The following is a 14,446-nucleotide window of genomic DNA, read 5'->3' as shown; positions in this document are numbered from 1 at the left end:
GGCCACCCTTTCCGTCTCAGTTCCGGGGCAGATAGCCGACCGGGCGGCTTTCATCGCGTTCATAATCCAGCGGTGCGGCATCCAGCACCAGGGTGCTGCGTTTGAATTCGCACACCAACTGCCCGGCTTCGACGCGCGTGGCAACGATCAGCCCCTGCAGAATGTGGCGCGCACCATCAAAGACATCGACCAACCCGCGGAGCTTCGGCGTCCGCGCGGCATCGAGTGTCAGCGTCGTTTCGGTCAGGCCCAGCACGGGAAAGACCGCCTCCCCCAGCTGAACGCGCAGGCGGCTGCGACGGGCCTTGCGTTCGCGCGCCTGATAGAGGCCATCGACAATCTCTTGCGGCAGATGTTCCAGCATCGTCACCTCCCCCTCTCAAAGACTCAACGACCCATCTGCCTCCAGTCTTAACCGTCACAGGTAAAAGACAAGTTACGGCGCGACAAAAAATGGCGCATTCCGACGTTCTTGCAAATCTGCCACAGCATTGTGTCCCGGCGATGACGCCGCCCGCCGAAAGACGCCGCCTGCGGACAAGCCGGCGCCTGCGCGCGGGGGCATCTTCGCCCGTGGGGGCGCGGCTGGTTGCCTTCGCCCGGCAGATGGGCAATCTGGCGCGGGACGCGCAGAGGCCCAAGGGGGGAGACACGCAATGGAACAGGCGCAAGAACCTGATCACGGCGGCGGCATCGATGGCGCGGCGGCGCGCCATGGCGGCACGCGGGCCGACTGGATCGACCTTTCCACGGGCATCAACCCCGATCCCTATCCCCTGCCCGCCTTCGCCCCCGATGTCTGGACCGCCCTGCCCGATTCGGCGGCGATGGAGGGTTTGCTGACCGCCGCGCGCCGGTTCTGGAACATCCCCGATAGCGCCGAGATCATAGCCGCCGCCGGTGCTTCGGCCCTGATCGCGCGGATGCCCGCGATCAGCGCAGGCCCGGCCTCGATCCCCGGTCCAACCTATAACGAACACGCCCGCGCCTTCCGCGCGGCGGGGCGCGCGGTAACGGAAGGCGACGCCCCGGTGCGGGTGCGGGTGCATCCCAACAACCCCGACGGGCGGCTTTGGTCGCAGTCCGAGATCGGCGGCACGCTGACTGTGATCGACGAAAGCTTTTGCGACGTGACCCCCGAAAGCAGCCTGATCGCCGAGGCCGCAAAGCCCGGCGTGGTGGTGCTGAAAAGCTTTGGCAAGTTCTGGGGCCTTGCAGGGCTGCGGCTGGGCTTTGCCATCGGTCAGCGCGCCACGCTGACCGGGCCGATGGGCCATCTGTCCGATCTGCTGGGGCCTTGGGCCGTCTCTGGCCCCGCCTTGGCGGCCGGGACAGCGGCGCTGAACGACACCGCCTGGGCCGCGGCCACCCGCACCCGGCTGGCGCAGGATGCCGACCGGCTGGATGCGCTGATGGCGGCACGGGGCGCGCAGGTCGTGGGGGGGACCACGCTCTTCCGGCTTTATGACGTGGCCGATGCTGCAGCCTGGCAGGATGCGCTGGCCCGCCACCGGATCTGGATCCGCATCTTCCCCTATTCCACCCGCTGGCTGCGGCTGGGCCTGCCCCCCGCAACAGGCTGGGATCGCCTCGCCACCGCCCTGCAAGGGGTTTCGGCATGAGCGCGCTCATCCTCGTTCCCGCGATGCTGCTCGATGCCGCACTGGGAGAGCCGAAATGGCTCTGGGATCGGTTCCCCCATCCGGCGGTGCTGATGGGGCGGGCGGTCAGCGCCGCGGACAAGGCGCTGAACACGGGCGGGATGCGGCGGCTCAAGGGCTTCATTGCCATGACGGGGCTGGGCCTCGCCGCGCTGGCGCTTGGCTGGCTGCTGCATGTCCTGCCGGATTTTGGTGTTCTGGAAGTGATCGTTGTGGCGATCCTGCTGGCACAGAAAAGCCTTGTCGAACACGTCCGCGCCGTGGCCGAGGGGCTCAGGCAAAGCTTGGCGGACGGGCGGCGCAAGGTCGCCATGATCGTGGGGCGGGATACGGCCGCGATGGAGGGCCCCGCCGTGGCGCGGGCAGCCATCGAAAGTGCGGCGGAAAACCTGTCGGACGGGGTGATTGCGCCGCTTTTCTGGTATCTGGTGGCGGGTCTGCCGGGGCTGATGCTCTACAAGATCACCAATACCGCCGACAGCATGATTGGCCACCGCACCCCCCGCCACGAACAGTTCGGCTGGGCGGCCGCGCGCTTCGATGATCTGCTGAACCTGATCCCCGCGCGGCTGACGGCGCTGCTGCTGGCGCTGGCGCATGGGCGGCTTGATGCGGCCCGCGTCATCCTGCGGGACGCGCCTTTGCACCGGTCCCCCAATGCAGGATGGCCGGAAGCGGCAATGGCTGTCGTTCTTGGCATCTCTTTGTCCGGCCCGCGCAGCTACAACGGCGAGATGCGGGATTTTCCCTGGGTCAATGCCGAAGGGCGGCGCGACCCTGGCCCGGCCGAGATTGAAGCCGCCTGTTCGGCCCTCTGGCGCGCCTGGGGTCTGATGCTGGCCTTTGCCCTGCTGATGGTGATGCTATGACCCCCGTCTCTCTGGACGAACTGATGACCGCGCTGCCGCATGTTCTTGCGGCGCCCAAGGATGATACGCCCATCCTGCAGCTCTGTTTCCGACCGGCTTTCAACCAGCGCAGCTTTCCCGAAAGCCTGACCATCACACCCGAGGAGGGGGTTCCGGGCGAACGCTTCACAACGGCTCCCTGGCTCAAACTGCCTGACGGGTCGGGCGATCCGCGGATTCAGGTGTCGATCCTGCCCAGCCGGGTAATGGATCTGGTCTGGCGCGATCGGGCCGGCACACCCCATCCCGGCGATACGATCATCGCCGATCTGGACACCTCGCTTGCCAATCTGCCGGATGGCACGCTGTTGCAGGCGGGCAGTGCGATCTTGCGGGTCAGCGATGTGTTCAACGATGGCTGCGTGAAGTGGAAGGCCCGCTATGGCGCCGATGCCAAGGCCTGGATCACCGCCCCCGGCCACCCGGAGCTGCGCCTGCGCGGCGTGCTGTGTTCGGTGGCACAGGGCGGCGAGATGCGCGTGGGCGACCGGCTGAAGCGGATCGGCTGACGCCCCCGGTCACATCCCCCCAGTCACATCCCCCCAGTCTCATCCCCCCAGTCTCATCCCCTCGGTCACATCCCCTCGGCGGGGCGACGCCCCCGCCGCCAGCGGATGAAATGCGCCTCGGCCTCGGCCGCAAGGGCGGCCCAGCGGGGCAGGTCTTCCGCGCCGCCCCAGGGCATGACCAGCGCGGCCTCGCCCTGACGGATCTCCATCCGCGCCACCCCCATGCGGGCGTTCCAATCCTCCATAGCCTCTTCGGGCGGGCGGACGTTCCAGGGCAGTACCAGACGCCAGCCGCCTTCATGCGCTTCGACCCGGAACTCCGGCGCCTGCGCCGCAACGCGGGCAAAGATCACGCCGCCGTCTTCGTCGATGCCGCAAAAGCCTGCCGCCTGCAGCGCGTTCTTCACATAGTCCTGTTTCATGCCACCAGCGCCTCGGCCTTCTTGAGATCGACAGAGACAAGCTGACTGACCCCCTGTTCCTGCATCGTCACCCCGAACAGCCGATCCATGCGCGCCATGGTCACGGCATGGTGGGTGATGATGAGAAAGCGCGTCTCGGTCCGCCGCGTCATCTCGTCCAGAAGGTCGCAAAAGCGGGTTACGTTAGCGTCGTCAAGGGGGGCGTCCACCTCATCCAGCACGCAGATGGGCGAAGGATTGGCCAGAAACACCGCAAAGATGAGCGAGAGCGCCGTCAACGTCTGCTCCCCGCCTGACAAAAGCGACAGGGTCGAAAGCTTCTTGCCCGGCGGTTGGCACATGATTTCAAGCCCCGCCTCCAGCGGATCATCGCTTTCCACCAGCACCAGCCGCGCCTCGCCGCCGGCAAAGAGATGGGTGAACAGCGTGGCAAAAGACCCGTTCACCTGTTCAAAGGCCGCCAGAAGACGTTCGCGCCCTTCGCGGTTCAGCCCGTGGATGCCGGAGCGGAGCTTTTTCACCGCCTCTTCCAGATCCGATTTTTCCCTGGCAAGCGCGTCATGTTCGGCCTGCACGGCGCGCGCGTCCTCTTCGGCCCGCAGGTTCACCGCGCCCAGCGATTCCCGCTGGCGTTTCAGGCGGTTCACCTCGGTTTCCAGCTGATCGACCGAGGGCATGCCGTCAGGGTCCACGCCAAGCCCGTCGAGCAGTTGTGCGGGCGTCAGATCCATCTCCTCACGCAAACGGTCGGCGGCGGCGGCAACGGTCTGGCGCGCGGCCTCGGCCCGGGCATCGGCGGCGGCGCGGGATTCGCGCGCCTCTCCGGCCAGACGTTCGGCATCGCGTTCACGGATCTGCGCCTCACGCAGGGCGGTTTCGGCCTTGGTCAGCGCATCAGTGGCGGCCCGGCGACGGGTTTCGGCGCTGTCGATCGCCTCGGCCAGATCCTCGCGCTTGATGGCGATCTCTTCGGGCACCTCGCGCGCCTCGACCAGTTCGGCCTCGGCCTCGGCCTTGCGTTCGGCCAGCTCGGCACTGCGCTTTTCGGCCGTTTCCAGACGGTGCCGCCAGCCCGAGATTTCCTTCTGCACCTCTTGCCGCCGCCGGACGCGGGCCTCGCCTTCGCGGCGCACCTCATCCTGCTGGGCGCGGGCCGACATCATGGTGATGCGCGCAGCCTCAACCGCCAGCTTCAGCTGTTCGACCTGCGCCCGCCCGGCCTCCAGATCGGGCAAGTCGGTCAGGCCTGCCTCGGCCTCGGCCGCGCGGGCGCGGGCGGCCATGGCCTCATCCTCGAACCGGCTGACTGAAAGCCGCGCGGCCTCCAGCTTGCCCGCGGCGATAGAACGGTCAGCCTCGGCCCGCGCCAAGGCGCGGCCCGCCTCGGTTACGCGGGCATCGGCGGCGCGGCGGGCATCACGGGCGGCCTGATCGGCGCGAGCGAGTTCGGTCAGGCGGGCCTGTAATGCCTCATGCGCCTGCAGGGCGCCATCGGCACGGGCGGCCACATCCTCCAGATCGCGCTTCAGCTGCACCAGCCGGTTCAGCTGCCGCAACCGCAGCGCCGCGGCCGAGGGCGCATCTTCCGCCCCCGAACGGAACCCGTCCCAGCGCCAAAGATCACCCTCAAGGCTCACCAGTCGCTGGCCGGGGCGCAGATGCAGCTGCATCGCTTCGGCCCTGTCCTGCGTCACCAGCCCGATCTGGCTGATCCGCCGCTGCAGCACCGCAGGCACGGTCACATGGGCAGACAGCGGGGCCACGCCATCCGGTAGCGGCTGATCCTCGGGGTAGGCAGGCAGCAGCGCCCAACCCGACCGGCCCCCGTCGGCAAGTTCCGGCGCGCGCAGATCATCGGCCAGCGCGGCGCCCAAGGCGGCCTCATACCCCGGGGTCACGGTGACGCGATCCAGCAGCTGTTCCCCCGCCCGCGATTCCCGTTCGACCAGCCGGGCCAGAGCCGCCACCTCGGCCCGCAGGGCATTGGCCTCGCCCTCGGCGGCCGACCGCACGGCGCGAGCATCGGCCTCGCGGCCCTGCACCTCGGCCCGCGCCTCTTCGGCCATGGCCAGTGCCTCTTCCGCAGCGATGGCCTGTTCGGTGGCCTCTTCCTGCGTGAAGGCCGCGGCCTCTTGCGCCTCGGCGGCAAGTTCAAGCGTTTCGCGGGCGCCTTCGACAGCGTCGCGGGCGCGCCGTGCCTCGGCCTCGGCTTTGTCGACGCTGGCGCGGGTTTCCTGCGCCAGACGCTGCGCCGATTGGTGGCGGGCGGCAAGGCGGGCAATATCCTCGGTACAATCCGAAAGCTGCGCCTCGCGCTCGGTCAGGATGGCGCCCGCCTCGCGGGCGGTGTCCACCGCTTCGGCCAGGCGATCCTCATGCCCTTCATGCGCCTTCAAGAGCTGCGCCAGTTCCCAATCCAGCCGGGCGATGGTTTCGCCCGCATCGCGGTTCAGCCCCGCTTCGCGGTCCATGTCGCGGGCCAGCTGGGCGATCCGGCCATTCAGGGTTTCGATCACCTGCCGCGCCCGCGTTTCCTGATCGGTCAGGGCGTCCCGCTCGACGACAAGGCGCTGCAGAATGGCACCGGCGATGGCCTCTTCCTCGCGGCGCGGGGGCAAGGCGGCCTCGGAGACTTCGCGCAGGCGCGTGGCCTCGCGCGCGGCTTTTTCAGCGGCGGCGGCAATCAGCAGCCGTTCGCGCAGGGTGCCCTCGGCCTCGGCCCGGGCCAGATCGGCCTCGCGCCAGCGACGATAAAGGAACATGCCCTCGGCCCGGCGCAGATCCTCGCCAATCTCGCGGTAGCGGGCGGCCTGACGCGCCTGACGGTGCAGCGTGGCCAGCTGCCCGGCGAGCTGTTCCAGCACATCATCCACACGGGCAAGGTTCTGTTCCGTCGCGTTGAGCCGCAGCTCGGCCTCATGCCGCCGCTGATAGAGGCCCGAGATCCCGGCCGCTTCTTCAAGAATCCGGCGGCGTGCCTTTGGCTTGGCGTTGATCAGTTCCGAAATCTGCCCCTGCCGCACCAGCGCAGGCGATTGCGCCCCGGTCGAGGCATCGGCGAAGAGCATCTGGATGTCGCGGGCGCGCACGTCCTTGCCATTGGCCTTATAGGCGCTGCCCGCGTCCTTGGTGATACGACGTACAATTTCCAGCTGGTCGGCATCGTTGAAGCCGGAAGGTGCCAACCGGTCGCTGTTGTCCATCACCAGCGCGACTTCGGCAAAGTGCCGGGCAGAGCGCGTGGCAGCGCCCGCGAAGATCACATCCTCCATCCCGCCGCCGCGCATGGCGGTGGGGCGGTTTTCGCCCATGACCCACCGCAGCGCCTCCAGCAGGTTCGATTTCCCACAGCCATTCGGCCCCACGACGCCGGTCAGGCCTTCGTGGATGACAAGCTCGGTCGGATCGACAAAGCTTTTGAAACCGTTCAGTCTGAGGCGGTTGAACCGCAAGGGAATCTCCGATCAGGGCGGCGCATCGTCCGGTCTGGACAGGGCAGAGTCAATTGCGCCCCCGGAAAACCTGCCTGGCACGCGGAGTTATCCCCAGAAACTTGACCCGCAGCCCCTGCCCCCGCAGACTGCCACCATGCAGCCCCAGCGTCTGACCCCAACCGATAACCCGGCGCCCGTTCTGGCGCTGATCCGCGCGGCCTTTGCCGGGATGGAGGGGCGCGTCGATCCGCCCTCTTCGGCCCGCGATCTGACAGAGGACAGCGTCCGCGCCCAGGCCGCGCAGGGTGAGGTCTGGCGGATCGGCAAAGACCCGGTGCTGGCCTGCGTCTTTCTGACGGTGCGGCCGGGGGCGCTTTATCTCGGCAAACTCGCCACGGCAGAGGCAGCGCGGGGGCAGGGTCTGGCCCGGCGTCTGGTTGATCATGCCGCCACCCGCGCCCGGGCACTGGACCTGCCACTGCTGGAGCTGCAGGTGCGGGTAGAGCTGGTGGAAAACCACGCGGCCTTTGCCGCCATGGGCTTTGTCCAAACCGGGGCGACGGCCCATCCGGGCTATGACCGTCCCACCAGTTTCACCTTTCAGCGCAAGGTCTAACGTCACAATGCGGGGTTTTCGCGGGGCGGCGAATGGCGCAACCTGCCAAAAAGACCGGAGGCCCCGATGATACATGCCCTGCTTGTCCTGCTGACCGCGCAACTGGCCGGCGAGACGCTGACCCGCCTGACCCACGCCCCGCTGCCCGGCCCCGTGACGGGGATGTTGCTGCTGGTGGTGGCCTTCGCGGTCTTCCCCCGGCTGGTGGGGGTGATGCGGCCGCTGGCGCAGGGGTTACTGGGGCATCTCTCGCTGCTGTTCGTGCCCGCCGGGACCGGGGTCATCGGCCATCTGGACAAGATCACCGCGCAAGGCCCGGCGCTGGCGGTGGTGCTGATCGTGTCCACCGTGGCGGCCATCGCGGCCGGGGCGCTGGCCTTTGCCGGGGTCGCGCGCCTGCTGGGGACGGAGGTCGGGGAATGACCGACTTCACCGAGATCTGGTCCTATCTGGCGCAAGGCCCGCTGGTCTGGCTGGTGGCGACGCTGGCGGCCTATGCCCTGGGACATGCCTGTTTTCAGGCGGCGGGGCGGCGGCCCTATGTGAACCCGGTGCTGATCGCGGTGCTGGTGCTGGCCGGGGTTCTCTGGGGCAGCGGCACACCCTATCCGGTCTATTTCGAGGGCGCGCAATTTGTGCATTTCCTGCTGGGTCCGGCGACGGTCGCGCTGGCACTGCCGCTGTGGGACAATCTGGGCCATGTTAAAAAGGCGGCCCTACCCCTGCTGGCGTCGCTGTTGGCGGGATCGACGGTCGCCGTCGTTTCGGCGCTTGGCATCGCCTCAGCCTTGGGGATCGGGGGCGAGACGCTGGCCTCGCTGGCGCCGAAATCGGCCACGGCCCCGGTGGCGCTGGGGATTTCGGCACAGCTGGGCGGGTCGCCCACGCTGACGGCGGTGCTGGTCATCCTGACCGGGATCATCGGCGCAATCACGGCGACGCCGCTTCTGAATGCGCTTGGCATCCGCGACTGGCGGGCGCGGGGCTTTGCCACGGGCGTGGCCGCCCATGGCATCGGCACCGCCCGCGCCTTTCAGGTGCATCCGACGGCTGGGGCCTTTGCCGGGCTGGGCATGGGGCTGAACGCGGTTCTGACCGCCATTCTAGCCCCATGGGTGCTGTCGCTCTTTCAGTAAACGCCCGAGATCGACCCCAGCGCCTCCTCCAAGGCATCCTGCAACGGGTCACCGCCCTGCGGCGCCGGGGCGCCGGGCTGGCCTGCGCCCGGTTGGGCGGGAGCCTGCATCGGTGCCGGTGCGGGCACAGGCGCACCGGGGTTTGCCGTCGCCGTCGGCGCCGCATCGCCCTGCAAGACGCTCGGGCTGACCCCGGCCGGGGGCGCATTGCGCGGTTCCGGCACGATCATCGGCAAAGGCGAGGGCGGCACCCCTTCATGAATGCGCGCCATCACCTCATGCCAGATCTCGGCCGGCAGACCGCCGCCCGTGACCCCGGTCAGCGGGCGGTTGTCATCATAGCCCATCCAGACCCCGGTCACGTAATGCGCCGAAAAGCCGATGAACCAGGCATCGCGCGCGGCATTGGTGGTGCCGGTCTTGCCCGCGACCGGATGATCGCCCAGCCGGGCGCGGGTGCCGGTGCCGCGCTCGATCACCTGGGTCAACATATAGGTCAGCAGCTGCGCCGCCTCGGGGCGGATCACGCGTTCACCGATCCCGCCATCCTGGCCGATCATGTCGGTCTCCTCGCCCTGCAGCTTGAGCCCGACCAGACCATAGGGCTTGACCGAGGACCCCCCGTTCAGGATGCCCGCATAGGCGCCCGTCATCTCCAGCAGCGTGCTTTCCGATGCCCCCAGCGCCAGCGCCGGACCTGCGGCCAGATCGCTTTGCAGCCCGAACTGGGCCGCGACCTTGCGGACGACATCGCGCCCCACCGCCTCGGAGATGCGGACGGCGGGAATGTTGCGGCTTTCGGCCAGGGCCTGGGTCAGCGTGATCATCCCCTTGAACTTCTTGTCATAATTGACAGGCGTCCACGGGCCGGAGCCCTTGATGTTGATGGTCAGGGGCGTGTCTTCGACATAGTCCGACGGGCTGTAGCCCAGATCCAGCGCCGCCGCATAGGCGAAGGGCTTGAAGGTCGATCCGGTCTGGCGCAGCGCCTGCGTCGCGCGGTTGAAGCTGCCGGCCGCCGCGATCTTGCGACCGCCCACCATGGCGCGCACCGCGCCATCCGCGCTCATCACCACAATCGCCGCCTGCGCCTCGGATCCCTCCTTGACCTTGGTGGCAAAGACATCGGCCAGCGCCTCTTCGGCCTTGCGCTGAAGCTGCTGGTCCAGCGTGGTGCGGATGATCACATCCTCGGTCGTTTCCTTGGTCAGGAAGGTGGGGCCGCTTTCCATCACCCAATCGGCGAAAAATCCGCCCGCATTCTTGGCCGCGGCCTCGGACAGCTGGGCAGGGTTGGCGCGGGCGGCATCCGCCTCGGCCGTGGTCAGATAGCCCTGTTCCTGCATCAGCCCGATGATGACATTCGCCCGATCCTGCGCGCGTTGCAGGTTGTTCGTGGGCGCATAGCGCGACGGCGCCTTCAAAAGCCCCGCCAGCATCGCGGCCTCGGCCGCGTTCACCTGATTGGCCGATTTGCCGAAATAGCGTTGTGCTGCAGCCTCAAACCCGCGGGCACCGGCACCCAGATAGGCCCGGTTGAAGTAGATCGTGAGAATTTCGGCCTTGGAATACTTGGCCTCCATCGCCATGGCGAAGGGAATTTCCTTGACCTTCCGCCAGACGCCCCCGCCGCGGCAATCCTCTTCATAATCGGCCTCGGTCTTCCATTTTGCGGGGTCATACTGCACGCCCAGACACAAAAGCTTGGCCACCTGCTGCGTGATGGTCGACCCGCCGTTGCCCTCCAGCGGGCCGCGACCTTCGCTCAGGTTGATGCGAACCGCACTGGCGATACCCCGGGGGCTGATGCCGAAGTGGTTGTAGAACCGCTTGTCCTCGGTCGCGACCACCGCATCCCGCAGATAGGGCGAAACATGGTCGGAATCGATCATCCCGCCGAAGGTTTCCCCCCGCCAGGCAAAGACCTGGCCGTCGCGATCCAGCAGCGTGACCGACCCCCGCGCGCGCGCATCCACAAGGTCCGATACCGGCGGCAACTGTTGGTAAAAGATGAAAGAGGCCCCAAAGACCACAAGCGCCACCAGCGCCGTGACACGCCAGCCGATGCCCCAGACCACCCGCCAGATCAGCGACAGCAGCCCGAGGACGAGCGTCAGGATCAGGCCATGCTTGCGCGGCCCGCGGGCCTTGCGCGGTGCGGCCTTGCGGGGCGGCTGCGGTTTGCGCGGCGGGGGCGTGCGCTTGCCGCCACCCGTGCCGCTACCCGGCCCCCGGCCCTTGCCGCCACCGCCCGAGCCACCCTTGCCCGACGGCGGATAGCGCCGGTCCGCGACAAGGGGCGTGCCCCATTTTCCCGTTCCACTCATGCCTGATACGCCTGCTCTTGCGCCTTGGTTTTGCCAAAATCTTACTCCGCAACGGCAGGAATGTGGAGTGTCAGCGAGAACGATTCGCGCTTCGATACTGCCTATTTTTTAAACTCAGCTTCAAATTTGTGCAAAAAATGTGCATCAATCCCCGGTTGCGGCGCTTTCTGCTGGGCGGATTTCTTGTGCAATCGTCCCTGCTCCCGGCTTCCTGTCGAGGCAAGGCCCCCAGCGGGCCATTCGCCAGAGAAGGGGATGCAGGTGAAACTGATCATCGCAGCAATCAAGCCGTTCAAGCTGGAGGAGGTCCGTGAGGCGCTGACCACCATCGGCGTGCGCGGCATGATGGTGACCGAAATCAAGGGCTTCGGATCGCAGTCGGGCCATACCGAAATCTACCGCGGCGCTGAATATGCCGTGAATTTCGTCCCGAAGGTGCGGCTGGAAATCGTCGTCGCAGACAACCTCGCCGAACAGGTTGTGGAAACGATCCGATCGACCGCGCGGACCGACAAGATCGGTGACGGCAAGATCTTCGTGCTCGACGTGGAACATGCCGTGCGCGTGCGGACCGGCGAAACCGACGACGACGCGCTCTGAGCGATCAAGGGTGGAAGGGGAAAAACAAACCATGAAAAATGTGACGAAGATTTCCGGCCTCGCCGCGCTTGGTGCGCTGGCCGGGCTGCCGCTGTGGGCGCAGGAGGCTGCGGCCCCGCTGGCGCCCTATACGTTCGAGCAATCGGTGAACAACGGCGATGTGGCCTGGATGTCGATCTCGACGGTGCTGGTGCTGTTGATGACCGTTCCGGGTCTGGCGCTGTTCTACGGCGGCCTTGTCCGCAGCAAGAACATGCTGTCGGTGCTGACGCAGGTTTTTGCGATCTGCGCGCTGGTGTCGATCATCTGGGTGACTTACGGCTATTCGATGGCCTTCACCTATGGCGGCAGCCTCGACACCTTCGTCGGCGGCTTTTCCAAGATGTTCCTTGCGGGCGTTGACGTGAATTCGAAGGTCGCCACCTTCACCAATGGCGTCTATCTGCCGGAATTCACCTTCATCGCCTTCCAGATGACCTTTGCCTGCATCACCCCGGCGCTGATCGTCGGCGCCTTTGCCGAACGCATCAAGTTTTCCTCGCTGATGGTCTTTGTGGTGCTTTGGGTGACGCTGATCTACTTCCCGATGGCCCACATGGTCTGGTGGTGGGGCGGCCCGGACTACCTGGCCCAGGAACAGACCGCGTTGCTGATCGCGCAGGCCGCGGGTGATACCGCCGCTGCCGAAGCCGCTGCCGCCAATCTGGCTGCCAATGGCCTGCTGTGGAACTGGGGCGCGCTGGACTTTGCCGGTGGCACCGTGGTCCATATCAACGCCGGGGTCGCGGGCCTTGTGGGCTGTATCCTTGTTGGCAAGCGCATCGGCTTTGGCCGTGAATCGATGGCGCCCCATTCGCTGACCATGACCATGATCGGTGCCTCGCTGCTGTTCGTCGGCTGGTTCGGTTTCAATGCGGGCTCCAACCTCGAAGCCAACGCGATCACCTCGCTGGCCATCGTGAACACCTTCGTTGCGGCTGGTGCCGGTGGCGTGGCCTGGATGTTCATCGAATGGGCGATGAAGGGCAAACCCTCGCTGCTGGGTCTGGTGTCGGGCGTCGTGGCCGGTCTGGTTGCCGTCACCCCCGCCGCGGGCTTTGCCGGGCCGATGGGGTCGATCGTGCTGGGCCTGGTGGCCGGGGTGCTGTGCTTCCTCTTCGTGGCCTATGTGAAGAACGCGTTCAAACTGGATGACTCGCTTGATGTCTTCGGCGTCCACGGGATCGGCGGCATCATCGGCGCCATCGGCACCGGCATCCTGGTGAACCCTGCCCTCGGCGGTGCGGGCATCCCGGATTACCTGAGCCAGCCGGGCACCCTGCAAGTGGCCGAATACGTCGCCTCGACCGCCATCATGGCGCAGATCAAGGCCGTCGCATTCACGCTGGCCTTCTCGGGTGTGGGGTCGTTCATCCTGTTCAAGCTGGTGGACCTGACCATGGGCCTGCGCGTCAAGGAAGACGTGGAGCGCGAAGGTCTGGACATCGCGGAACACGGCGAACGCGCCTACTACATGTGATCGGCGCGCGCGGGGGTGGGCTCCTCCCTGCCCCCCCGCATCCGCGCGGCGCCGGGCCTCCTCCCACGGCGCAATGGCAAAGGCCCGGAGTTTCCTCCGGGCCTTTCCACTTTCCGAATTGCCGCCGTGTTACAGGACGGCCGCCACCGCGCGGGCCAGGATCGGCACCGTCACCGTATTCAGACCGGCGATATTGATGCGGGAGTCGCTGACCATGTAGATCCCGAATTCCTCGCGCAGGCGGGCGACCTGCGCCTCGGTCAGCCCCAGAAGCGAGAACATGCCGCGGTGACGTGCCACGAAATCGAAGCGGTCCGAATTGGTGGCCTTCCGCAGCTCTTCCGCCAGCTGTTCGCGCAGGCTCAGCATGCCGTTGCGGGTCTCTTCCAGCTCGGCCTTCCAGTCGGCGGTCAGGGCGTCATCTTCCAGCACGGTCATGACAGTGCGGGTGCCATGGTCGGGCGGGAAGCTGTAGGTCTGGCGGTTCAGGAAGTTCAGGTTGCCCTGGGTGATCTTGGCCTGTTCCGCATCGGCCGACAGCGCGATCAGGATGCCCGCACGGTCACGATAGACGCCGAAGTTCTTGCTGCACGAAGCGGCAATCAGGATTTCCGGGAAGGATTGCGCGATCAGACGGGTCGCCTCGGCGTCCTGGTCCAGACCATCGCCAAAGCCCTGATAGGCCAGATCGACCATCGGCAGCGCGGCCTTGGCCTGCAGCAGGGCGATGACCTCGCGCCACTGGTCCAGCGTCAGGTTGGCGCCCGTCGGGTTGTGGCAGCATCCGTGCAGCAGCACGACATCGCCCGCCTTGACCTGACCCAGGTCCTCCATCAGCGCGGCGAAATCGACCTCGCCGGCGGCGGCATCGAAGTAACGGTATTCGGCAACCGGCAGGCCCACGAACTTGATGATCGAGATATGGTTGCCCCAGGTGGGTTTCGACACCCAGACCGTTGCGCCCGGATTTGCCATCTTGGCCAGATCAATGCCCAGGCGCACTGCCCCGGTGCCGCCCGGCGTCGCGATCGAGGAAAGGCGATCCCCCGCCACTGCCCCCGCGAGGATCAGCTCGCGCATGGTGGTGTTATAGCCCGGCTCACCCGTCAGCGCCGTGTAGGTCTTGGTGTTCTGGGTATCCCAGATCTTCTTTTCCGCCGCCTTCACCGCGCGCATCACCGGCGTCAGGCCGGTGGCATCCTTGTAGACGCCCACGCCCAGGTCGATCTTGTCCGACCGGGGGTCATCCTTGAACATCTGGATCAGTTGCAGGATCTTGTCCTGCGGCTGCGCCTTCAGTGCTTCCAGCATCGC

The 14,446-nt window shown here is 66.9% G+C and carries 13 protein-coding genes; 8 read left to right on the top strand and 5 right to left on the bottom strand.

The window, feature by feature from the left end:
• Nucleotides 1–16 precede the first annotated feature (16 nt).
• The gene (locus IE101_RS11700; protein WP_189634016.1) at nt 17–364 is read right to left on the bottom strand and encodes a hypothetical protein; all 348 of its coding nucleotides are present in this window, start codon (nt 362–364) and stop codon (nt 17–19) included.
• A gap of 292 nt (nt 365–656) precedes the next feature.
• Between IE101_RS11700 and IE101_RS11695 the strand changes: the two genes are divergently transcribed.
• The 3 genes from IE101_RS11695 to IE101_RS11685 are packed head-to-tail and all read left to right on the top strand — an operon-like array spanning nt 657 to nt 3,078.
• Nucleotides 657–1,622: a threonine-phosphate decarboxylase gene (locus IE101_RS11695; RefSeq protein ID WP_189634015.1), complete on the top strand. Its 966-nt coding sequence runs from the start codon at nt 657–659 to the stop codon at nt 1,620–1,622.
• A complete protein-coding gene (cbiB, locus tag IE101_RS11690) occupies nt 1,619–2,530 on the top strand; it encodes an adenosylcobinamide-phosphate synthase CbiB (RefSeq protein ID WP_189634014.1) in 912 nt (303 codons plus the stop codon). The genes IE101_RS11695 and cbiB overlap by 4 nt, the downstream gene beginning before the upstream one ends.
• Nucleotides 2,527–3,078, top strand: a complete 552-nt coding sequence (locus IE101_RS11685) for an MOSC domain-containing protein (protein ID WP_189634013.1) — start codon at nt 2,527–2,529, stop codon at nt 3,076–3,078. The genes cbiB and IE101_RS11685 overlap by 4 nt, the downstream gene beginning before the upstream one ends.
• A 65-nt stretch (nt 3,079–3,143) precedes the next feature.
• On the opposite strand, the gene IE101_RS11680 is transcribed toward IE101_RS11685, so the two are convergent.
• Together IE101_RS11680 and smc are read right to left on the bottom strand one after the other, a co-directional pair.
• Nucleotides 3,144–3,500: a hypothetical protein gene (locus tag IE101_RS11680; RefSeq protein ID WP_189634012.1), complete on the bottom strand. Its 357-nt coding sequence runs from the start codon at nt 3,498–3,500 to the stop codon at nt 3,144–3,146.
• Nucleotides 3,497–6,952 carry a chromosome segregation protein SMC gene (gene smc, locus IE101_RS11675; RefSeq protein ID WP_189634011.1) on the bottom strand — a complete coding sequence of 1,152 codons (3,456 nt, stop codon included), beginning with the start codon at nt 6,950–6,952 and terminating at the stop codon, nt 3,497–3,499. Before smc ends, IE101_RS11680 begins: the two co-directional genes overlap by 4 nt.
• A 136-nt stretch (nt 6,953–7,088) precedes the next feature.
• Between smc and IE101_RS11670 the strand changes: the two genes are divergently transcribed.
• The 3 genes from IE101_RS11670 to IE101_RS11660 all read left to right on the top strand — a co-directional run bounded on the left by IE101_RS11670 (nt 7,089) and on the right by IE101_RS11660 (nt 8,686).
• Nucleotides 7,089–7,550 carry a GNAT family N-acetyltransferase gene (locus IE101_RS11670; RefSeq protein ID WP_189634010.1) on the top strand — a complete coding sequence of 154 codons (462 nt, stop codon included), beginning with the start codon at nt 7,089–7,091 and terminating at the stop codon, nt 7,548–7,550.
• 66 nt (nt 7,551–7,616) lie between these two features.
• Nucleotides 7,617–7,973 (top strand): CidA/LrgA family protein, encoded by a 357-nt coding sequence (locus tag IE101_RS11665; protein ID WP_189634009.1) that lies wholly within the window; start codon nt 7,617–7,619, stop codon nt 7,971–7,973.
• Complete coding sequence (locus IE101_RS11660; RefSeq protein ID WP_189634008.1) at nt 7,970–8,686, top strand: LrgB family protein; 717 nt, start codon at nt 7,970–7,972, stop codon at nt 8,684–8,686. Before IE101_RS11665 ends, IE101_RS11660 begins: the two co-directional genes overlap by 4 nt.
• On the opposite strand, the gene IE101_RS11655 is transcribed toward IE101_RS11660, so the two are convergent.
• Nucleotides 8,680–11,013, bottom strand: a complete 2,334-nt coding sequence (locus tag IE101_RS11655; RefSeq protein ID WP_189634007.1) for a transglycosylase domain-containing protein — start codon at nt 11,011–11,013, stop codon at nt 8,680–8,682. The two genes, IE101_RS11660 and IE101_RS11655, sit on opposite strands and share 7 nt — an antisense overlap.
• A 261-nt stretch (nt 11,014–11,274) precedes the next feature.
• On the opposite strand from IE101_RS11655, the gene IE101_RS11650 reads away from it, so the two are divergent.
• Both IE101_RS11650 and IE101_RS11645 read left to right on the top strand, forming a co-directional pair.
• Nucleotides 11,275–11,613, top strand: a complete 339-nt coding sequence (locus tag IE101_RS11650) for a P-II family nitrogen regulator (protein WP_189634006.1) — start codon at nt 11,275–11,277, stop codon at nt 11,611–11,613.
• A 31-nt stretch (nt 11,614–11,644) separates the two neighbouring features.
• Nucleotides 11,645–13,132, top strand: coding sequence for an ammonium transporter (locus IE101_RS11645; protein WP_189634005.1), 1,488 nt, complete (start codon nt 11,645–11,647; stop codon nt 13,130–13,132).
• A 129-nt stretch (nt 13,133–13,261) separates the two neighbouring features.
• Here IE101_RS11645 and IE101_RS11640 read toward each other — a convergent pair whose 3' ends face one another.
• Entirely contained in the window at nt 13,262–14,443 is a 1,182-nt protein-coding gene (locus IE101_RS11640) for an amino acid aminotransferase (protein ID WP_189634004.1), read from the bottom strand.
• Nucleotides 14,444–14,446: the final 3 nt, after the last annotated feature.

The sequence above is a fragment of the Gemmobacter lanyuensis genome (genome assembly GCF_014652355.1).
Classification (GTDB): domain Bacteria; phylum Pseudomonadota; class Alphaproteobacteria; order Rhodobacterales; family Rhodobacteraceae; genus Gemmobacter; species Gemmobacter lanyuensis.
This window is presented reverse-complemented; position numbering and strand designations above follow the sequence as displayed.